Annotated in this window: 15 protein-coding genes; 8 read left to right on the top strand and 7 right to left on the bottom strand. The window is 55.9% G+C overall.

Going from position 1 to position 19981, the window contains the following annotated elements:
- Positions 1-102: 102 nt before the first annotated feature.
- From BM022_RS10240 to BM022_RS10225, 4 genes are all read left to right on the top strand, one after another.
- Positions 103-1362, top strand: a complete 1260-nt coding sequence (locus BM022_RS10240; RefSeq protein WP_091139047.1) for a 6-phosphofructokinase — start codon at positions 103-105, stop codon at positions 1360-1362.
- 130 nt (positions 1363-1492) lie between these two features.
- Positions 1493-3526: a sodium-translocating pyrophosphatase gene (locus tag BM022_RS10235; RefSeq protein ID WP_091139045.1), complete on the top strand. Its 2034-nt coding sequence runs from the start codon at positions 1493-1495 to the stop codon at positions 3524-3526.
- A gap of 107 nt (positions 3527-3633) precedes the next feature.
- Complete coding sequence (locus BM022_RS10230; RefSeq protein WP_091139044.1) at positions 3634-4044, top strand: GlcG/HbpS family heme-binding protein; 411 nt, start codon at positions 3634-3636, stop codon at positions 4042-4044.
- A gap of 245 nt (positions 4045-4289) precedes the next feature.
- Positions 4290-5345 carry an AI-2E family transporter gene (locus BM022_RS10225; RefSeq protein WP_091139043.1) on the top strand — a complete coding sequence of 352 codons (1056 nt, stop codon included), beginning with the start codon at positions 4290-4292 and terminating at the stop codon, positions 5343-5345.
- A 30-nt stretch (positions 5346-5375) separates the two neighbouring features.
- On the opposite strand, the gene BM022_RS10220 is transcribed toward BM022_RS10225, so the two are convergent.
- Positions 5376-6200, bottom strand: a complete 825-nt coding sequence (locus BM022_RS10220; RefSeq protein ID WP_091139041.1) for an SDR family NAD(P)-dependent oxidoreductase — start codon at positions 6198-6200, stop codon at positions 5376-5378.
- Between the two features lie 159 nt (positions 6201-6359).
- Here BM022_RS10220 and BM022_RS10215 point away from each other — a divergent pair, with 159 nt between their 5' ends.
- Entirely contained in the window at positions 6360-7058 is a 699-nt protein-coding gene (locus BM022_RS10215; RefSeq protein ID WP_091139040.1) for an SDR family oxidoreductase, read from the top strand.
- A 32-nt stretch (positions 7059-7090) separates the two neighbouring features.
- Here the strand turns inward: BM022_RS10215 and BM022_RS10210 are convergent, their stop codons facing one another.
- Positions 7091-7411 (bottom strand): heavy metal-binding domain-containing protein, encoded by a 321-nt coding sequence (locus tag BM022_RS10210; RefSeq protein WP_091139038.1) that lies wholly within the window; start codon positions 7409-7411, stop codon positions 7091-7093.
- A gap of 155 nt (positions 7412-7566) precedes the next feature.
- Positions 7567-7830, bottom strand: a complete 264-nt coding sequence (locus tag BM022_RS10205; RefSeq protein WP_091139037.1) for a hypothetical protein — start codon at positions 7828-7830, stop codon at positions 7567-7569.
- Between the two features lie 452 nt (positions 7831-8282).
- Between BM022_RS10205 and BM022_RS10200 the strand changes: the two genes are divergently transcribed.
- From BM022_RS10200 to BM022_RS10190, 3 genes are read left to right on the top strand one after another with little or no spacing between them, the layout of a single operon-like run.
- The gene (locus BM022_RS10200; protein ID WP_091139138.1) at positions 8283-9260 is read left to right on the top strand and encodes a Fe(3+) ABC transporter substrate-binding protein; all 978 of its coding nucleotides are present in this window, start codon (positions 8283-8285) and stop codon (positions 9258-9260) included.
- A gap of 2 nt (positions 9261-9262) precedes the next feature.
- Positions 9263-10963, top strand: coding sequence for an ABC transporter permease (locus BM022_RS10195; protein ID WP_091139035.1), 1701 nt, complete (start codon positions 9263-9265; stop codon positions 10961-10963).
- Between the two features lie 14 nt (positions 10964-10977).
- Positions 10978-12048, top strand: coding sequence for an ABC transporter ATP-binding protein (locus tag BM022_RS10190; RefSeq protein ID WP_091139033.1), 1071 nt, complete (start codon positions 10978-10980; stop codon positions 12046-12048).
- An 86-nt stretch (positions 12049-12134) separates the two neighbouring features.
- Here the strand turns inward: BM022_RS10190 and mltB are convergent, their stop codons facing one another.
- From mltB to fdxA, 4 genes are read right to left on the bottom strand one after another with little or no spacing between them, the layout of a single operon-like run.
- Positions 12135-13130, bottom strand: a complete 996-nt coding sequence (gene mltB / locus BM022_RS10185; RefSeq protein WP_091139136.1) for a lytic murein transglycosylase B — start codon at positions 13128-13130, stop codon at positions 12135-12137.
- A 37-nt stretch (positions 13131-13167) separates the two neighbouring features.
- Positions 13168-16746, bottom strand: coding sequence for a UvrD-helicase domain-containing protein (locus BM022_RS10180; RefSeq protein WP_256209121.1), 3579 nt, complete (start codon positions 16744-16746; stop codon positions 13168-13170).
- On the bottom strand, positions 16743-19508 hold the full coding sequence (locus tag BM022_RS10175; protein ID WP_177191693.1) for a PD-(D/E)XK nuclease family protein: 2766 nt from the start codon (positions 19506-19508) through the stop codon (positions 16743-16745). The genes BM022_RS10180 and BM022_RS10175 overlap by 4 nt, the downstream gene beginning before the upstream one ends.
- A gap of 25 nt (positions 19509-19533) precedes the next feature.
- Positions 19534-19857 carry a ferredoxin FdxA gene (fdxA, locus tag BM022_RS10170; protein ID WP_091139030.1) on the bottom strand — a complete coding sequence of 108 codons (324 nt, stop codon included), beginning with the start codon at positions 19855-19857 and terminating at the stop codon, positions 19534-19536.
- Positions 19858-19981: the final 124 nt, after the last annotated feature.

Raw genomic sequence — 19981 nt, 5'->3', positions numbered from 1 at the left:
TGTACTATGGTGCGCCAGATCGGTGGGGACGCGTCTAGAGGCGCCGGTCGCCACGTGCACTGGAGATTTGACAAAAGATTCGAAAAATCAAGGGGGAGATACATGGCAGCAAAAAATGCTTTTTATGCTCAGTCGGGCGGTGTCACCGCCGTCATCAACGCATCAGCCGCCGGACTAATTGAAACCGCCCGCCAGCAAAAGGAAACGATAGGAGAAATATATGCGGGCCGTAACGGAATCATCGGCGCCTTGACGGAAGATCTGATCGATACCGGCAAGGACTCGATCGAGGCCATCAGGGCTTTGCGCTACACGCCATCTGGCGCGTTTGGTTCGTGCCGCTACAAATTGAAAAGTCTCGAGCAAAACCGGCGTGAGTACGAGCGCCTGATCGAGGTATTTAAAGCGCATAACATCGGCTATTTCTTTTACAACGGAGGGGGTGATTCCGCGGATACCTGCCTGAAGGTATCGCAACTCGCCGACACGCTGGGCTATCCCATACAGGCCATCCATGTGCCGAAAACAGTGGATAATGACCTTCCGATCACCGACTGCTGCCCGGGATATGGCTCGGTGGCGAAATATATTGCCGTTTCGACGCTCGAAGCCAGCTTTGACGTCGCCAGCATGTCAAAAACATCCACCAAGGTGTTCGTTCTGGAAGTGATGGGACGACATGCCGGCTGGATTGCGGCCGCGGGTGGCCTCGCATCGACGAGCGACCGCGAAATCCCGATCGTCATCCTGTTTCCCGAGATCCCGTTTAACAAAGCGAAATTTCTCGCCAAGGTGAACAGTAATGTCCAGAAATTCGGCTATTGCTCGGTTGTGGTATCGGAAGGCGTAAAAGGGGAAGATGGCAAGTTTCTCTCCGATCAGGGAATACGCGATGCCTTTGGCCACGCCCAGCTGGGTGGTGTTGCGCCTGTCGTCGCAAATATCGTCAGGGAGGGCCTCGGCCTTAAATATCATTGGGGGGTTGCGGATTACCTTCAGCGCGCAGCGCGTCACATCGCGTCCAAAACCGATGTTGAGCAGGCGTATGCGATGGGTAAGGCCGCCGTTGAGTTTGCCGTCCAAGGCCATAACTCTGTAATGCCCACCATCGAGCGCCTTTCTGATGCGCCCTATCAATGGAAAGTCGGCATGGCGCAACTGTCCAGTGTGGCAAATGTGGAAAAAATGATGCCCAAGGATTTCATCAGCCAGGACGGCTTCGGCATCACTGATAAATGCCGCGAGTACCTTGCGCCGCTCATTATGGGCGAGGACTATCCGCCGTATAAGGATGGTCTACCGACCTACGTACGGTTGAAAAATTTGGCAGTCACAAAAAAATTGAGCGATTTTACGATTTGAGGTCATCCCGGACGTCTTGGAAGATGGAGGTGTCGTAGCGGCTTGATTTTCGTTCGGGTTTGCCAACCGATATTTAATGCAAACGTATTGTTTTCGTTTTTGGGTGAATAACGCTTCAATGGAGATTTAAATGGCTACTGGTTTGATCATAGCAATCGGTTGCGCAATGGCCGCACTCCTGTACGGAGTAATTTCGATAAAATGGATCGTGGCGTTGCCCACAGGCAACGAACGCATGCGCGAGATCGCTGCCGCAATTCAGCAAGGCGCTTCCGCTTACCTCAATCGTCAATACACCACGATCAGCATCGTGGGCGTTATCCTCCTGGTAGCGATCTTCATGGCTTTGGGCTGGCAAACCGCTGTCGGCTTCGCTCTCGGCGCATTTCTATCGGGTCTGACCGGCTACATCGGCATGAACGTGTCGGTGCGCGCCAACGTTCGCACGGCGGAAGCTGCCAGACATGGCCTTAACGCCGCCCTGGATGTGGCCTTTAGAGGCGGCGCCATCACCGGCATGCTGGTGGTGGGGTTGGGCCTGCTGGGTGTCGCCGGCTACTTTGCTGTTCTTACCGGCATGGGCGCAACCGAATCCGAAGCAACGCATGCTCTCGTAGGCGTAGCCTTTGGTAGTTCGCTAATTTCCATTTTTGCCCGGCTTGGCGGCGGCATATTCACGAAGGGCGCGGACGTTGGCGCCGATCTGGTGGGAAAAGTCGAAGCGGGTATTCCCGAGGATGACCCCCGTAACCCTGCAGTCATAGCCGACAATGTGGGCGATAACGTAGGCGATTGTGCCGGAATGGCAGCTGACCTGTTCGAAACTTACGCGGTGACCATAATCGCCACGATGTTGCTCGGCGGCCTGCTTATCACCGATGCGGGTCCTAATGCCGTGCTCTATCCGCTGGTACTCGGCGGAATATCCATTATTGCGTCCATTATCGGCTGCTACTTCGTAAAAGCGCGCGAAGGCGGCAAAATCATGAATGCGCTTTACCGTGGTTTGGCGGTTGCTGGTGGACTGGCGGCGGTTGCCTTCTATCCCATCACTACCATTATGCTTGGTGATGGCGTAATGATTGAAGGCAAGCTGGTGTCCTCGATGAATCTATACTTGTCCGGATTGGTAGGTCTAGTGCTGACCGCCGCGATGGTATGGATTACCGAATACTATACCTCTACTGAATATAAGCCCGTGCAGCATATCGCCGAAGCGTCGAGCACCGGTCATGGCACCAACGTAATCGCCGGACTCGGCGTTTCCATGAAATCTACCGCCGCGCCCGTGATCGTCGTCTGCCTCTCGATCTGGTGCACATTTGAACTGGCGGGACTGTACGGCATTGCTATTGCTGCGACCTCTATGCTGTCAATGGCCGGCATCATCGTGGCGCTTGATGCATATGGCCCGATCACGGATAACGCCGGTGGGATCGCGGAAATGGCGGGCCTGCCACCCGAGGTGCGCGATATCACCGACCCGCTGGATGCGGTGGGAAACACTACAAAGGCAGTGACGAAAGGTTATGCCATCGGCTCGGCTGGCCTCGCCGCGCTAGTCCTGTTTGCCGATTACACGCACGCGCTTTCCAGCGGCGGAAAAATCGTGAACTTCGATTTATCCGATCATATGGTAATCATCGGCTTGTTTCTCGGGGGCATGGTGCCCTATCTGTTCGGCGCTATGGCGATGGAAGCCGTCGGCCGCGCCGCGGGTTCGGTGGTTGTGGAAGTGCGCCGCCAGTTCAGGGAGATTCCGGGTATCATGGAAGGCACCGCCAAGCCGGACTATTCCAGAGCAGTGGATATGGTAACGAAGGCGGCCATCAAGGAGATGATTGTTCCTTCATTGCTGCCGGTGGCTGTGCCCGTACTCGTCGGTCTTATCCTTGGGCCCGTAGCCTTGGGTGGCGTCCTGATCGGTGCCATCATCACCGGCATTTTCGTAGCCATCTCCATGACCGCAGGGGGCGGGGCCTGGGATAACGCTAAAAAATACATCGAGGATGGCCATTTCGGCGGCAAGGGCTCGGAGGCGCATAAGGCTGCGGTAACCGGGGATACGGTCGGCGATCCTTACAAAGACACGGCGGGCCCTGCGATCAACCCGCTCATCAAGATCATGAATATTGTTGCCCTGCTCATCGTGCCGCTAATATAAATCCTGAACGTTCAAAGCACGCCGGAACTATCCGGCGTGCTTCGTTTTGAACGAAGCGAATGGGCTGGCACATTGTTTCGATTTCGTAACTAGCTCCCCGTATAGTCATGAATAACACTCGTTCACTCACGCTCAGCGATGCCAAAAATATTGCCGCTGCCGCGGAAGCGGAGGCCAGTCGCAACGGATGGGCAGTTGTCATTGCAATTGTTGATGAAGGCGGTCACCTCATTCATCTTCTGCGCCGCGACAACACCCAATTCGGCAGCATTGAAGTAGCGATCCAGAAAGCCCGCGCAGCTATCGCCTTTCGCCGGCCTACGAAAGTATGGGATGAACACGTGGGTGAAGGTCGGCTGCGCTATCTCGGCTTGCCTGGAACACTGCCGATCGAGGGCGGATTGCCTGTTGTAGTGGAGGGTGAGTTCATTGGCGCCGTGGGCGTAAGCGGCGTAAGGTCGAATGAGGATGCGCAGGTTGCACAAGCCGGACTGAATGCTTTGCCGGGGAATCTCTGACTTTTGGCCTCATCCAGTTGAAGTAGAGACCATAGAATACGTTTCCGGAAATCATTAACGCCGCCGCGTTCATCCCACTTTTTTCGACCTGTCCCCTTCCCAGTCTACGCACCTGAACGGTTTCAGCTTCGCGCTTCTGTCATCTGTTGCCGTGGCCCTGAACTTCCTGCCTCTCCCACTTGGGGATGAGTTAGGGTAGGATGAGGCTGTCGCCCTATTGCATTTCCTCTGGAATACTGAATCACATGAATTCCCCGGAGCTTCAACAAAAGACCTTCCTGTTGCTGTTGATCATCGTTTCGGTGGCGTTTGTATGGATACTGCTGCCCTTCTATGGCACGGTATTTTGGGCGTCTGTGCTCGCGATCATATTTGCCCCTCTTCACCGACGGTTATTGGTGATGGTGAACCAGCGCCGCAACCTCGCCGCGCTCACGACACTGTTGTTCTGCCTGCTTATCGTCATTCTGCCGTTTACGGTCCTTGCGGGTTCGTTGCTACAGGAGGGACTGACCGTGTACGAGAGAATCCGCTCGGGGCAACTGAATTTCGGCACCTATTTCCAGCAAATCATGGCTGCGTTGCCGCAATGGCTGGCCAACCTCCTCGACCGTCTCGGTCTCTCGGATATTTCCGGCATAAGGGACGCGCTCTCAGACAGTGCCTTACAGGGAAGTCAGCTCATCGCAGCTGAGGCCCTCAATATTGGACAGAACACATTCGAATTTATTATCAGTTTCGGTATCATGCTTTACCTCCTGTTTTTTCTGCTGAGGGATGGCACAATCTTAACCTCCAAGATAAACCAGGCGATTCCGCTCAGCCTGGAGCACAAGCGCCATCTGCTCAGCAAATTCACTACTGTGGTACGCGCGACTGTAAAAGGCAACATTGCTGTGGCCGCGATACAGGGAGCGCTGGGTGGCGCGATGTTTTCGTTCCTGGGCATACAAGGCGCATTGCTGTGGGGATCGGTGATGGCCCTGCTTTCTCTGTTGCCAGCAATTGGCGCCGGCCTCATCTGGGCGCCGGTAGCCATCTATTTCCTGCTTACCGGTGCTTTGGTGCAGGGCATCACCCTGATCCTGTTTGGTGTCTTGGTGATCGGGATGGTGGATAACGTGCTTCGGCCCATACTTGTCGGCAGGGATACAAAAATTCCCGATTACGTCGTACTCATCTCCACTCTCGGCGGCCTGGTTCTCTTCGGTCTTAACGGATTCGTCATTGGCCCGGTCATTGCAGCATTATTCATCGCTGCCTGGGATATCTTTTCCTCTTCCAAAAATGAACAGGTGTAAACGAAACTGCGGGTTGATGAAACGTACGTCTCAGGGTTTCCACGGTTTCATCTGCTGCCGCACCGCCCACTCAAATAAACGCGGGCCCAGCAGCCACCTGGCCACCACGGCCATCTTCGAGTCGAGCGGCAACGCATGCCGCAACGGCGGGTTTGAGGTTGTGATGGCATCGAGTACGGCCTGGGCGATGATCTCCGGTCCGGGACATCTCGGTTCGTGCGACACAATCTGATGCGCGCCCGCGACCAGCTTTTCATAGGCCGCTGGATGCGCGATTGTATCCAGTAAGCGCAACTGGTTGGGAACGAATTCCGTCTTTATCAATCCAGGCGCAATAACCACGACGTTGATCCCAAACTCCATTACCTCACCACGAAGGGTTTCGGAGAGCGCCTCCAAGGCATGTTTGGAAGCGGTGTACCAGCCAAATCCCGGTATCGTCATCTTCCCCAGGGCCGAGGTAATGTTGACAATGCACCCCGACTTCTGCGTCCGCATGTGCGGGACGACGGATTGCATGAACCGGGCGTAGCCGAATACGTTCACCTCGAACTGATGATGCGCAGCTTCCATCGAAACACATTCAATCGCACCCAGCTGGGCGTATGCGGCGTTATTCACCAGTACATCGATGCGCCCTTTCGTTGACATGACATGGCCTACCACTCGGTGAATGGCTTCCTCGTCAGTCACATCCAGTTCAACAGGCTCAATGTGATGGGAACGTATCTGTTCCAGCCTATACATACGCCGTGCTGCGGCGAATACGTAATAGCCGTTCCGGGCAAGCAGTTCAGCCGTCGCCCTCCCAATACCGCTGGATGCCCCGGTTACGAGTGCAATTCGCTCAGTCATGTCTCGCTCCTTTTTATCGTTTCACTTCGTCCCGCTTTTTATTCATAATTGCGGAGCAAGCTGGCAAAAGCAGAACTTGGCATTAACGTGATCTGATCATTTATACTCGACGGTATTGTCAGGCTTGGGCAATACCGTCGTTCCCATTAGGAGAAGGGTATGAACACGACATTGATCACCGGAGCGAATCGCGGCATCGGACTGGAATTCTCCAGACAGTATGCTGCGGATGGCTGGCGTGTGCTGGCGTGCGCCCGTAATCCGGAAAAATCTGATGCCCTCAATACACTGGCTGCCCAATATCCCGGTCAACTCTCGGTACATCGACTGGACGTGGCCGATCATCCGGAGATTGATCAGCTAGCGGTATCGCTTGCTGATCAATCGATCGACCTGCTGATCAATAATGCGGGTATTTATACCGATCCTCATGCCGGCCCTTCAAATAACAGCGATTATGAAGCCTGGATGCGCGCTTTTCTGGTCAATACAATGGCGACCTTTAAAATGGTTCGGGCATTTCGTGCCCATATCGTTCGTAGCGATAAAAAAACCGTGGTGACGATCAGCAGCAAAATGGGCAGCATTGCGGACAACAGCAGCGGTGGAAGCTATATGTACCGGTCCAGCAAGGCGGCGGTAAATATGGTCGTCAAGACGCTGGCAATAGACTTGAAACCTGCGGGTGTCATCGCCCTGGTATTACATCCCGGATGGGTGAAAACTGATATGGGAGGACCGCACGCATTGATTTCAAGCATGCAGAGCGTGTCGGGAATGCGCGAGGTCATCAGCCGTCTCACTATCGAAGACTCGGGCAGGTTCATCTCTTTTGATGGAAAAGCGATACCGTGGTAGAAAGGGACGGAATCTCCTCCCGACCAGCCCTCTCACTCAACGGTTACGGCAGTGCCGCTGGCAGAAACCATCAGCATGCCGTTCTCCTTACCCATTATTTCGTAATCGATATCGATCCCAACGACTGCATTTGCACCCAGGTCCTGCGCGCGCTGGCGTAGCTCCTCAAGCGCAATATCGCGTGCGCGCTGCAACTCTTTCTCGTAAGTCGCCGAACGGCCCCCCACAAGGTCACGGATCCCGGCGAAAAGATCCTTGAACAAATTGGCGCCCAGGATAGCCTCGCCCGCGACGATGCCGAGGTACTTCGTCACGCGCTTTCCCTCTATGTTTGGCGTAGTCGTTAATTCCATATTCTTCCCCCTGTGCTGTCGGTTGGTTAATAAGACACAAATTGGATGATTCCCCTGATATTCGCCGTCTACCGGTCACAGCCCCTTGCCAGCGGGAGTCCTTCATCCGATGCACAATGCCTTGGCTTTTGTCGCCGCTCAACCGCGTAATTTTCTCATACAGCGCCCGGTTTCGGTCTTTTACGCAACTTCTTCAAAGACCGCTTTCCCTGCGTATGATCCCGCTGCTTGAGCTGATCGGGGGAAGCTGGGGCTTGCCGCCGGACCGTGCGGTCGGGCGTTACAACTCGATTTACAGGCGTCAGTGTAATTTCAAGCTCGTTGATTTCGTCCCATTGCGCTTCGGTACGCTGTCTCTCAGGAATGGCGAGAAGCTCCTTCAGTCTGCCGGAAGACGGGATCGGTTCTGGTTTATCCATGATATATTAATACGAAGCTTTACTGATAATTGTTATCATTTATAATATGGCGACGACCGGCCATGCTATTTAGATACGGAGAGAATAAAATGTTGAATTCCTGCGTCAAGGAACCGATGAACAACATCCCCGTGGAGTGCTCCGTTCGAAAACGAGCTGGCAAAACCAGGGTAAACGCAAGCCGCACGACGAAGGTCCTAGTTTGCGCGTCTACGTTCAGGGCGCTGCATAGGAGTGCAACGCGAGTAGCTGATTTTACAACAAACCGTATGAGATGGGGCTTCAGGGGCGTGACAGGCCGGTTGCAGTGCCAAGCCGCTGACAATGCAGCTCCGCGAGCTGAACCGTTGCTCCGGTCTTCCGCTACCCATCCCATCCGTCCCGCTCCCCGCTTCGGCCATCATTCCCGAGAGGGCACTATTCTGAAAGATCTTAACCGCTATCTTACCGTAATGTTCTCTTGTGTCACGCTGTTTGCCGCCAGCACATCTCATGCCGACCAGGTCGTCGTCTATTCAGCCCGCATCGAGCAATTAATCAAGCCGATGTTCGACGCGTTCTCTAAGGAGACCGGTACAACGGTTAAATTCATTACCGACAAAGAAGGCGCGCTGCTCGCGCGTCTGAAGGCGGAAGGAAAAAACACGCCTGCCGATGTGCTTATTACCGCCGATGCGGGCAACTTATGGGAAGCCGCGCGCGAAGGTCTATTAAGACCGGTCGAGTCCAAAACGCTGGAGTCCAATGTTCCCGCTCATCTTCGCGATCCCGGCAATCAATGGTTCGGTCTGTCGGTGCGTGCCCGCACTATCATTTATAACACACAAAAAGTAAAGCCCTCCGATCTTTCGACCTACGAAGCACTCGCAGACCCCAAGTGGAAGGGACGGTTGTGTCTACGCACGTCAAAGAAGGTATACAACCAGTCACTTGTAGCAATGATGATTGCCGAGCATGGCGAGAGCACAGCCGAGAAAATTGTGAAAGGTTGGGTTGCGAATCTGGCCACTGATCCATTGTCCGATGATACCAGGGCGATGGAATTCGTCGCGGCGGGAAAATGTGATGTCACCATTGCCAACACATATTATTACGGGCGTCTGATGGAAAAAAACCCTGCGCTGCCGCTTGGGATTTTCTGGCCCAACCAGGAGAGCAACGGGGTTCACGTAAACATCTCAGGGGGGGGTGTTACCCGGTATGCACACAATGCGCCAGCTGCGATCCGGTTGCTGGAATTCCTGTCATCGGAGAAAGCGCAAAACCTGTTTGCCGATGTGAATATGGAATACCCGGTCAATCCCAGAGTGAAACCTGACCCTGCTGTCGCTGCCTGGGGTACGTTCAAACAGAACACCATAAACGTTAACAAAGCCGGAGAGTTGCAGGCCGAAGCAGTCAAGTTGATGGATCGGGCAGGCTATCGATAAGGATGAAGGCTTCGAATGGCGAGGCGCTGCAATCCGCCGGCACTGACTCGAACGTAAATACCGGCAGCTCTTTCTACAGCTCGTCAATCCGCGCCGTGCGTACTTCCGTCGGCTGGCGCCTGATTCCTGTTTTCATCGCCACGCTTGTACTGATACCCGTCGGTACGGTCGTCTCCTCGCTTTTCGCGCCGGCGGGCGATGTATGGCAACATCTGGTCGAAACGACACTGGCCGAGCTAGTTGCGAATACCTTTTGGCTCGCTTTAGGGGTGTCTCTCGGCACCGCGTTGTTGGGAGTGAGCCTGGCATGGTTTACTGCGGTATGTGATTTTCCGGGAAGGGGATTTTTTTCCTGGGCCCTGCTTCTGCCGCTCGCCATCCCAGCTTATGTCATCGCATTCGTTGCACTTGGTCTGTTTGATTATGTCGGTCCGGTCCAAACCGCGCTGCGTGCGTGGCTGCAATCGGACTTGGCCTGGTTTCCCAACGTGCGCGGCAGACTGGGCGTTATCGTTGTCATGATTCTGGCATTTTATCCCTATGTCTATCTGCTGGCGCGAAACGCCTTCCTCACTCAGGGGAAACGTACGCTTGAAGCGGCACAATCGTTGGGTTTCGACCGCACCCATGGGTTCGTCAAACTATCGCTGCCGATGGCCCGGCCTTGGATCGCAGGCGGCGTGATGCTGGCGTTGATGGAAACGCTTGCAGATTTTGGCACCGTTGCCGTCTTCAATTACGATACCTTCACCACCGCCATTTACAAAGCCTGGTTTGGCATGTTTTCGTTGTCTGCGGCCTCCCAGCTTGCCTCGGTACTGATTGTGATTGTCTTCGTCGTAATCATAGTAGAGCAGCGAATGCGGTCCGGTATGCGTTATGCCGAAAGCAGGCAAAGCGCGAGAATTGACCGCATTCCGCTCTCGGGGTGGCGCGCATGGTCTATCGCCGCCCTCGCATCAGGCACCCTGTTCCTTGCGTTCATCTTGCCAGTAAGTCAGTTGAGCATTTGGGCGGCGGGTGTTTTTGCCAGTGATTTCGATCAGCGCTACCTCGAATTTCTCTGGCACTCATTGCTGCTTTCCGCTGTGGCGGCCGCGCTTACCTGTGGTGTCGCACTACTCATGGTTTATGCAGCCCGGCGCCATCCTGATCGGATTACAGGCGCCGCGGTTCGCATTTCCACCATAGGCTACGCCTTGCCTGGCGCAGTGCTGGCAGTTGGGATTTTCATTCCGGTCGCCTGGCTGGATAACCAGTTGAGCGAAATGGCTCTGCGATTATTTGATTTCCATAGCGGGCTGATTCTGCAAGGCACCCTTCTCACCATGCTGATCGCTTACCTGACGCGTTTCCTGGCGGTCAGTTATAACCCGATAGATAGTGCCATGCACCGTATCACCCCCAGCATCGATGAAGCCGTCAGGGGATTTGGCTTAACCGGATGGGCGGCACTGCGGCGTGTGCACCTGCCTATTTTGAAAGGAGGAATTTTTACCGCCGCATCGCTCGTATTCGTGGACGTGATGAAGGAAATGCCCATTACCCTGATGACCCGGCCCTTCGGCTGGGACACTCTGGCGGTGAGGATATTCGAAATGACTTCAGAGGGTGAATGGGAACAGGCCGCGCTTCCCGCGGTGACGTTGGTGCTCGCCGGCCTGCTTCCCATTATCTTTCTTATGCGGCAAGCTGAAAAATAATAGAATGCCGCTCCATGAACACGCTGCTTGAGCTCAAGAATATCCGGCATGCCTATGGGCAGCAAACAGTAGTAGAGGATCTTTCACTCACCCTGAGAAAAGGGACAATCGGCTGCCTGCTGGGTCCAAGCGGATGCGGCAAAACCACGGTACTCCGTAGCATCGCAGGATTCGAGCCCATTTCCGCCGGTGAAATTTGGCTGAACGGCGTGGTAATAAGCAGCCCGAGCTTCTGCCTTCCCCCGGAACAACGCCATATCGGCATGGTATTCCAGGATTATGCGCTGTTTCCTCATTTAACCGTTCGCGGCAATGTGGGCTTTGGTCTGCATCGGGTGGGAAAGGCTGAGCGGGCCCAACGCATCACCGATATGCTCCAAACGGTGGGTCTCACACATGATGCGGAAAAATATCCTCATCAACTGTCGGGCGGACAGCAGCAGCGGGTTGCCTTGGCGCGTGCCCTGGCGCCCCGCCCCGATCTGCTTTTGCTGGATGAGCCTTTTTCGAACCTAGACGTTACCCTGCGTGCGCGCTTAAGCCTCGAAGTGCGTGATATTCTCAAGAATCAAAACGCTACCGCTATCTTGGTGACGCACGACCAGGAAGAGGCTTTTGCCATCGCCGATGAGATTGGCGTGATGCATCAAGGCCAAATCCAGCAGTGGGACACCGCATATAACTTGTACCATAAGCCCGCTAACCGGTTTGTGGCGGATTTCATCGGCGAAGGCGTATTTGTCCCGGGCAAGATACTTGGCCCCAACCAGGTGGAAATAGAACTGGGCGTTCTCCAGGGCGAGGTTGCACATCGTTGCGGTCCTGAGTGCCAACTGTGCCGCAGCGGTGGTAGCGTGGACGTGCTCATCCGTCCGGATGATATCGTGCATGACGACGCCAGCCCCGTTAGAGCCGTCGTCATGCAAAAGGCCTTCCGGGGAGCTGACATCCTCTACACTTTGCGCCTCCCCGGCGGAAGCACCGCGCTATCGCTCGTGCCCAGCCATCACAATCACCCTATCGGCGAGAAAATCGGCATCAGGCTGGAAGCAGATCACGTGGTGGCATTCAGCCGGCAGGTCTGAGCTCACCGCGACGGCATCTGTGCTAAGAGAACCGTTCCGCAGTCTCGCAATCTGCGCAGTCGATGCGGAAAAAGGATGATTCGTGCTTATTGGAAATTTGAATTTCTTGCTGCCCGGATTTCATCGGCCAGCTGCAATACCGACATCGCGTAATTCACACTGCGATTGTAACGCGTTATGACGAAGAAATTATTGAAACCCAGCCAATACTCGTTTCCGCCGTCATTCTCCAGTTCGATCAATGTAGCCGGAAGATTACCAGGCGATTCCCCGTAGGGAATGACGCCTCGTTCCCGCAGTTCGCTCAAGGGATAAAACGACTTCGTCCCCGTGAACAAGGCACCGCGGTAGTCGGTACCATTCACCAGGGCTGGGAAGACGGCCGCTTGGCCGGCTTCCCAGCCGTAGCTCTTGAGATAATTCGCCACACTACCGATCGCGTCCGCTGGGCTCCCGGATAAGTCGACTTTGCCATCACTGTCAAAATCTATCGCGTACCGCCGGTAACTGCTGGGCATGAATTGGGGTATGCCGATAGCCCCCGCATGCGATCCCCTGACGCCGAGCACATCCATACCCTGCTCCCGACTCAACAACAGATATTGCTCCAGTTCCGCCCGAAAGAATCCCGCGCGCTTAGGATAGTCGAAGGCCAAGGTGGTCAACGCGTCCAGGATGCGATGCCTGCCGCTCTGCATGCCGTAATTCGTTTCCACCCCGATCACCGCCGCTACGATCTCCTCCGGGATGCCGAACTCCCTGCGTGCCCGCTCCAGCGTGGCAGCATGATTATTCCAGAATGCGACGCCATCTGCCACGCGCTGCGGACTGACGAGGAGAGGACGAAACTCATACCATGGCTTCGCCGTAGCAGGCTGTGAAATTGCTTTGATAATCGCCGGCTGAAACTGTGCCATGCGAAGGGTGCCTTCAAGCTCGGCCCGCCCGAATCCATGCCTTTCCACCATTTCGGCGATAAAGGCCTCAATGTCGGGCCGCATCGGCGCCACTGGCGCTGTCGTCGATGCTGACGCACATCCGGCAAGCGCAAGCAGGCCCAACATATACATGAGAAATCGCATAATCCTCCGATCAGGAAAAGGCACACGCCTTTGTTCTTTAGCCGTCATCGCCCCATTCCCGCCAACCCTTCAGTAGTGGAAAGTATAAACCTCGCCTTACCGCCTGGCCGTCGACCAAGTGCATAAGATTTGCATAACGATCGAGTTGAACATGATAACGCTCTTGCTCACGATTGAGAAAACCCTCGATATCCGCGCCTTCATGACTGCTGGTTTTGTAGTCCACAACCCAGCGTTGTCCGTTTGCATCACGAAAAGTACGGTCAATGACATGATCGAAATATTCCCCGCCGGCAACCGTGGTCATGCGCAACTCGCTGCGGGCATCTTGCTGCGGCCCGAGCAGCCAGCGGCCGCGCGGATCGGTCACTGCGTGGGTAAGAGCCGTTAACACGCGTTCTAGAGCCATATCCATCTCCCCTCCGTGGAGGATCATGCCGCATGCAACCAGTTGGTGCCTGAAAGTATTCCGAAAAACCCGGATGCGCGCTACATCCCATTTTTCAATACCTTCGGTTGCGATGCGCTGCAGCCAGCGGTGCACGACATTGCCGATAACACGCGCAGTTTCTCCCGCCCAGGAATATTCAACGCTGCCCTGTGCGGAAGCCGTGTGCGGCCGGGCCAGCCACCGCACTGGTGGCGGCGGAGGCGGTAACACCCAACCGGAGACGAAGCGACGCAATGACTGATCGATGCAATTTCCTGCTCCGTCTCCGCCACCGCGCTGAAACACGAAACCCAAGGATATCGCCCGTGCCGCGGCTTGCGCATACTCCGGCGCCACCACTGGCCAAATCCTGCTCAGCAGCGACCGGCTGGGTGGCGGCTTCAGCTCAAGTCCTCCGTCTTTTGCCAGCGCGGCGCTGGTGCTGCCAAGCAAATGCAGACGCTGCCTCGCACGAGTGGCGGCAACGTACAGCAGGCGCCCATCCTCCAGGCGTTCTTTTTCGCCTTCGAGTTTTTCCAGCCATAAATAGATCGAATCTTCATCCGCCCCCGTTTCCTGGATTGGGGCCAGCAACAGATCGTTCCCGCCCCCTGCGCCGCGCACTCCCGATGCCGACCGAACGGTCTCCATCCACATGAACAGTTTCTTATCGTTACTGCGGGGCGACCGCCCCAGGCCGGGCACGATTACCCAATCAAACTCGAGTCCCTTTGCTTTGTGTATGGTCATCACTTGTAGCCTGTCGTCCGCCTTCACGTCCGGCAAGGCAAAGAGGTGGCCGAGTCCTTCCTCCAGCGCCGCAACGCTGGGAATATCGCCGGCATCCTCTTGCTTTTCAAGATAATCGAGATAAACCGCCGCATCTTCAAAGTCGGTCGGATCTTCAATAGCGGCGGGTCCACCTAGCGCGAGCCACGCTGCTTCAACTGTCGACCGTAAAGATTGCCGGCCGCGATTGTTCAAGCACGCCTGGAGCACGTCACGCACTCTCAGCAACCGGTGGCGGCCATCGGCCGAGATTGAGTTCAGACGAGTCTCATCGCTGAGCCACTCCCAGACGATGCCAGCACGTACAGATGGGTTGCCTTCGGGCGCGCTTGCGCCTTCCTCCTGGAGCACATCGCTGCGATCAGAACTCAATACGGTGTTCGGCGAGGCGAGCGCATAAATATCGGCCAGCAAAAGGCCGCACCATGGCGCTCGCAGCAATGCGAGCCATGCTGAACTGTCTGCGGGATGTGCTAGTGCCCGGGTCAGCGCCAGCAGATCCTGAACCACAGGCCTGTGACCCAGCCCCTCGATTTCGATTGCGCGAAAACGCAAACCTGCTTCTCTTAGCCGAGGGATGATGTCTATGAGATGACTACGGTTACGTACCAGAATCGCCGTGGTCGCTGCCCGTTCATTTCGCGCTTGTGCGGCAATCTCCACCACTTTGGCTGCCTCCGCCACGCGGTCATCATTAAAAAAAGGATGCAAGCTGACCGCGCTCCCCGTCAGCAGGTCATGCGTGGCGATCGAATCAGTATAGGATACCGCACCGATGGTGATGTTCTCTCGCCTTGGCATTACCTGGGAGAAGGCAGCGTTCACCCAGTCCACGACTCCTCGTTGCGACCGGAAATTGGCGGAAAGCGTAACCGGCTGCAACGAAATGTTTCCGATTCCCGCAGCACGGGCGCGAAGAAACAAACCAACCTCAGCCTCGCGAAAGCGATAGATGGACTGCATGGGGTCTCCCACCGCCAGCACACTGCGCCCGTCCCCTGACTCCCATCCGGCAGTCAACTTTTCGATCAATTCATATTGGCTGATAGACGTATCCTGAAACTCATCTACGAGTAAATGGTGGATGCGATAATCGAGCGCAAGCGCAAGATCGGTAGGCGCGTGAAGGTCACCGAGCGCCCGCAACGCGCCTTGTGCGACTTCCGTGAAATCCACTTGGTTACGTGATTGAAACACAAGCTTGAGCTGCGCAACGGCATGGGGCAGCAGCCGGGTGATCGATCTGAGTACTTCCCACTGGGCGTCCGTGTAGGTGGATGGCGGCAGGTGAAGAACCTCATCCAATGCCTCACGCAGCGAACCGGTATCCTTTTCAGCCAATAGCGAAACCAGTACGCGCGCCCGCTCCTTCCATGATGCAGCTACGTTTTTACGAGCTGGGGGCTCGGAGGGAAAACCCTCTCTCTCGGTAAACTGCTTGCGCCAGGCGCCTTCTCTTGTAAGCAGCAGAGCGGCCACTGCCTGCCAGCGGGACGTATCCTGCTCGTCATCGCCCGGAAATGCCGTGAGGTCCCCACATTGCTCATACGCAACGATAGGGGAGTCTCTGCCAGCGGCAGCGAGGTTATCGGTTGCATATCGTATCAGCGCGGTCAGTTCATCCCGGGCCGCGACAGGATACAATCCGCATACGCGCCGGAGTACCTCATGCCGCGTATTCCTCAACGCCGCTTCCAGCTCGTCCCGCTCCCTGCCGTGGATATGGCGCAGCCAGTGGTCGCGGCGCGCCAGCATTCCAATGAGGAGTTTTTCCAGCCGCTCGACGTCGTTATCAAGATGCTCGAGCAAGCGCCCGGTATCGTGCGCCACCCCCTCCTCGACCGCTTCGCCCTCTACAAGACGAACGATCGCGCGCGCCGCCTCAAGATATAAGTCGGTCGCATCCTCCACGGTTTCCGGCTGCGAGCCGAACCCGGATAGCACGGGCATCTGGCGTGTCAGCCAGGCGCATAACGAATCAAAAGTCTGAATGCGCAATCGGGCCGGGTTTTCGAGGATATGCCAACTTGCCTCGATGTCGCGATGCAGCACGGCGCTTGCCGCTTCGCGCGTGGTTTTTTCATATCCGGTTTCAGCAATTCCGGTCGGGTGAGATGTGATGCGGGACTGTACCAGCGCCTTCATCAGGCGCTCGCGCATCTCCGCAGCGGCTTTGCGTGTGAATGTGATCGCTACAATTTCCTCGGGTTCGTTGACGCACGCGAGCAGCCTGAGATAGCGTTGGATCAGAAGTCCCGTTTTTCCCGACCCGGCGGGTGCCTGAACAATAAAAGACTCGCCGGGATCAAGGACACGAAGGCGCTCGGCCAAGTCCGGGGTATCGGTGTACGGTGTCTTGGCAGTTGGCCTATCCGGCGATGTCGATTCGTTCCTCAATCTTCGCCCGCCTTGTCCACAACCCCGCTCTCCATGCGCTCGTACACCCGACATAACGGTCTAGCATCACAATTGCGACAGGTATCGGGGTATTTTCTCGGCTCGATTTTCGCGCTCCCGCTCATGAAGCCAGCGACGAATCGCTCCAGATTAATACGCCACGCGGCGACCAGATCTTCCCATGAACCGTACCAGTCACGGTAACGCGACTCGCTCAGCGCCTTTCCCCCCGGGAGTAAATCGTTGTCACGTGCAACTGCCGCGAAACGCATATCGCCGGCCTTGACCTGGGCAAACGCAAGGGCCACAGCATCGGGCTCGGCCGTGACGAGATATAAAGGCAATTGCGGTTCCTCTGGCCCATCGCCAAGCATGGTGGTTACGGAAGGCGCTCTCGTCTTGTAATCGATAATAATGCGCCGTCCATCATCGAGCTCGTCGACCCGGTCAAGGCGCGTCGTCAACGTAAGCCCACCAATTGCCACCTTGCGCCTGGCCTCGATCGCAACAACCGTGAAGTTGCTCCGCTTTCTATCCTCCTTCAGCCATCCCAGCGTTAAGCGGATGAGTCGACCCTGCTCTATTTCTGCGAATCGTCCCCATGCCAGGCCCGGACGCTGCCGCCGGATACGCGCCACCGCCTCTGCCGCGCCGTGCATGAGTATCGCTTCAAGGTCTTTCTCACTGATGGAATCGAGGCCGCTTTTAGTCTTGAGCTGGCTCCATGCTTGCGCCAGTATGTAATGGAGCAATGTGCCGCGCTCCATGGCATTGAGCCCCGCGTGAGGCATACGAATTCGTTCAATACCGAAACGATGCAAAGATAACGCGCGGAATGGGCAGGTAACGTAATCTTTTATTACCGCGATGCCCCCGGCCACTTCAATTTCGCCTTGCAAGGGGACGTATGCCGGCGCGGTATGATCTTCTATGCGCTCCAATTGGCGCGCGTAATGAATAAGGCGGCCGTAATCAGGATAATCGGGTAACGCAAGCTCGCCAATAGCGATATTTGCGATCAGCGGGCTGGGGGGGGAGTCTCTCGCATCTGAGCCCCCAAAGTGTCGCGCGTGGCTCAGAATAACCTCGTTCGCGGACGAGAACCATGCATTGGTAAGACGATGCGCAAGCGCGAATGTGGCAGCGGCAGAACCTTGCGGCAACTCGGCGGCACGTTGTAGTTCAGCGGGGAGGAAAGGGTTGGGTCGTGGTTGGGGCGGCCAAACTTCAGCCGATAAACCCATGACCCACAGGCAATCGAACGTCATACCGGCAGCCTCCAGGACACCCAGAACCTGGATAGGAACATCGGGCGTCTCGGGCTGGAACATCGTTTCACTCGTCATGCGGCGAAGGCGGGGTATCGCTGCCTTGTAGCTGCTGCGGGACAACACGAGGTCGAGGCTGGCAAAATTTGCCAGCACTTCCTGCCACTTTTTCAACGCCTGATATTCGGCGGAATCGAGCTCACGCTCACCTGGGAATCCGATCACCCGCAGCGCTTCGGAAATTGCTCTCGCGAGCTGGGAAGGGGCTTGCGAGCGTAAAAGTTGTGCTTTGCGGAACTTCGCATAGGCTGACAGGCTCTGCGCAAGAACCGGGCAATGTTTACCCGCATCCTCCAGCTCGAGCAGGGTGAGCAGTGCTTCAAGCGAAATTGTTGGCTCGGCGCGTTTTCGCAAGTTCGCATCAAGCCGGGCACGACCGCCCATTTCAGTTTCCCCGCCAGCCAGGAAAGGCGATCGCAGCAGCAGGCTCACCCGTTCGAATTCAACTTCCCCTGCGCCAAGTTCGAGTATCAGGAATACAGCACTGACGAGCGGGTAGGAGAGAAGAGGGTGACCAAGCGACGCGTTGAAGGGTAAAGTGCGCCTGGGTGCTCCCGGTAGTGATTGGCGCACGTCAGGCTCCATTACGGAACCAAAGACACGCATGACAACACTTCTATACTCGGACAATGCGGGAACAACGATTCCGACACGGGCGGCGCCGTTGCCCTCGATGCGCGCGCGTGCCCATACCGCTGCCCGGTAAACCTCATCTTCGCGGTCCGGGCTTTCGACACGCCGCAGGTTGCGGCCCCAGTACTCGAGTTGCGGTTGAGGTTCTGACAGCATCACCTCACAACCGGTCTCGGCCAGGGAGACCAAAAACCGCGCCTGTTGTGGTGTAACGATATCGAACCCATAGCAGATCAGTCGCGCGGGTTTGCTTACTTCTGTGCTCGCATAGAAACCTGCGGCGAGATCGCCAAGCCGCGCAATATCTATTTGCCGCCCGCCACCGGTAATTTTTTCATAGCGCCCGGACCAATCCTGGAATGCCTTGCAGTCTTCGTTGAGGGGCGAATTCCGGAGCCTGGGGATGAGGCGCCATGCGTGGGCAATCTCCCATGCCTCGCGCGCAAGCTGTGCGGTTTCCGGGACTGAGAGCAGCGCTGCGCCCTCATCCGAATGCGAGATCACGTTCTCCCACACGACCTGCTCCTGGGCAGACGTCAAGAGCGTCGGTAAATGTCCTCCTTGATCGGAGTAAAGCGCATCCTCATAGAGGCGAACCATGAAGGCCGAGATCGGCAGGATGTCGGCGGAATCCCAGACCAATACTCCTCTTGCAGCTTGAAATCCATCAAACTCGCGCTTGAGCGCCGTCGCGAGTCGCCGATTGGGCGTAATGACCGAGACGCCGGCCTTCAAGCCGGCGGCAAGGTGTATAAAAACTTCGTTAGGAAGGACTTTCGGAAAATTCAGAAGGGACCGCATGCGGCGGTGGGCTATCGTCGTCCGGTCAGCGTTCCAGCTGTTCCAGCTTCTCTGTTACTTTCGCCCATTCATCAGCCTCGGGCAGGGCGTCCTTTTTCTCGATAATGGGTTTCCAGGCCTTGGATAGTTCGGCGTTCAGCGTGGTAAAATGCTGTTGGTCTGCTGGCACGTCATCCTCGGAGAAAATCGCCTCTACCGGACACTCAGCGACGCATAGGGTGCAATCAATGCATTCATCGGGATCAATCACTAGAAAATTGGGCCCTTCACGAAAACAATCCACCGGGCACACATCCACACAATCAGTGTATTTGCATTTGATACAACTTTCAGTTACTACGTAAGTCATGACAGATCCTTGCTGAGCTCTTTTGAGAATTTGCGATTTTACCAGAAATTTCTAAAGCGCCGCTATAACTCTACGACTAGGACCGGCCTCGATATCGTGCGCTCATGCTGCTTCGAGCTGAAGT

This window comes from Nitrosospira sp. Nsp14, from assembly GCF_900113575.1.
Lineage (GTDB): Bacteria > Pseudomonadota > Gammaproteobacteria > Burkholderiales > Nitrosomonadaceae > Nitrosospira.
The sequence above is the reverse complement of the archived record's forward strand: the minus strand, read 5'-3'. Positions and strand labels throughout refer to the sequence as shown.

What these genes read in the sequence shown, in the direction of transcription:
- BM022_RS10240 (WP_091139047.1), top strand. Translation starts at nt 103, where the DNA reads ATGGCAGCAAAAAATGCTTTTTATGCTCAGTCGGGCGGTGTCACCGCC.
- BM022_RS10235 (WP_091139045.1), top strand. Translation starts at nt 1,493, where the DNA reads ATGGCTACTGGTTTGATCATAGCAATCGGTTGCGCAATGGCCGCACTC.
- BM022_RS10230 (WP_091139044.1), top strand. Translation starts at nt 3,634, where the DNA reads ATGAATAACACTCGTTCACTCACGCTCAGCGATGCCAAAAATATTGCC.
- BM022_RS10225 (WP_091139043.1), top strand. Translation starts at nt 4,290, where the DNA reads ATGAATTCCCCGGAGCTTCAACAAAAGACCTTCCTGTTGCTGTTGATC.
- BM022_RS10220 (WP_091139041.1), bottom strand. Translation starts at nt 6,200, where the DNA reads ATGACTGAGCGAATTGCACTCGTAACCGGGGCATCCAGCGGTATTGGG.
- BM022_RS10215 (WP_091139040.1), top strand. Translation starts at nt 6,360, where the DNA reads ATGAACACGACATTGATCACCGGAGCGAATCGCGGCATCGGACTGGAA.
- BM022_RS10210 (WP_091139038.1), bottom strand. Translation starts at nt 7,411, where the DNA reads ATGGAATTAACGACTACGCCAAACATAGAGGGAAAGCGCGTGACGAAG.
- BM022_RS10205 (WP_091139037.1), bottom strand. Translation starts at nt 7,830, where the DNA reads ATGGATAAACCAGAACCGATCCCGTCTTCCGGCAGACTGAAGGAGCTT.
- BM022_RS10200 (WP_091139138.1), top strand. Translation starts at nt 8,283, where the DNA reads ATGTTCTCTTGTGTCACGCTGTTTGCCGCCAGCACATCTCATGCCGAC.
- BM022_RS10195 (WP_091139035.1), top strand. Translation starts at nt 9,263, where the DNA reads ATGAAGGCTTCGAATGGCGAGGCGCTGCAATCCGCCGGCACTGACTCG.
- BM022_RS10190 (WP_091139033.1), top strand. Translation starts at nt 10,978, where the DNA reads ATGAACACGCTGCTTGAGCTCAAGAATATCCGGCATGCCTATGGGCAG.
- mltB (WP_091139136.1), bottom strand. Translation starts at nt 13,130, where the DNA reads ATGCGATTTCTCATGTATATGTTGGGCCTGCTTGCGCTTGCCGGATGT.
- BM022_RS10175 (WP_177191693.1), bottom strand. Translation starts at nt 19,508, where the DNA reads ATGCGGTCCCTTCTGAATTTTCCGAAAGTCCTTCCTAACGAAGTTTTT.
- fdxA (WP_091139030.1), bottom strand. Translation starts at nt 19,857, where the DNA reads ATGACTTACGTAGTAACTGAAAGTTGTATCAAATGCAAATACACTGAT.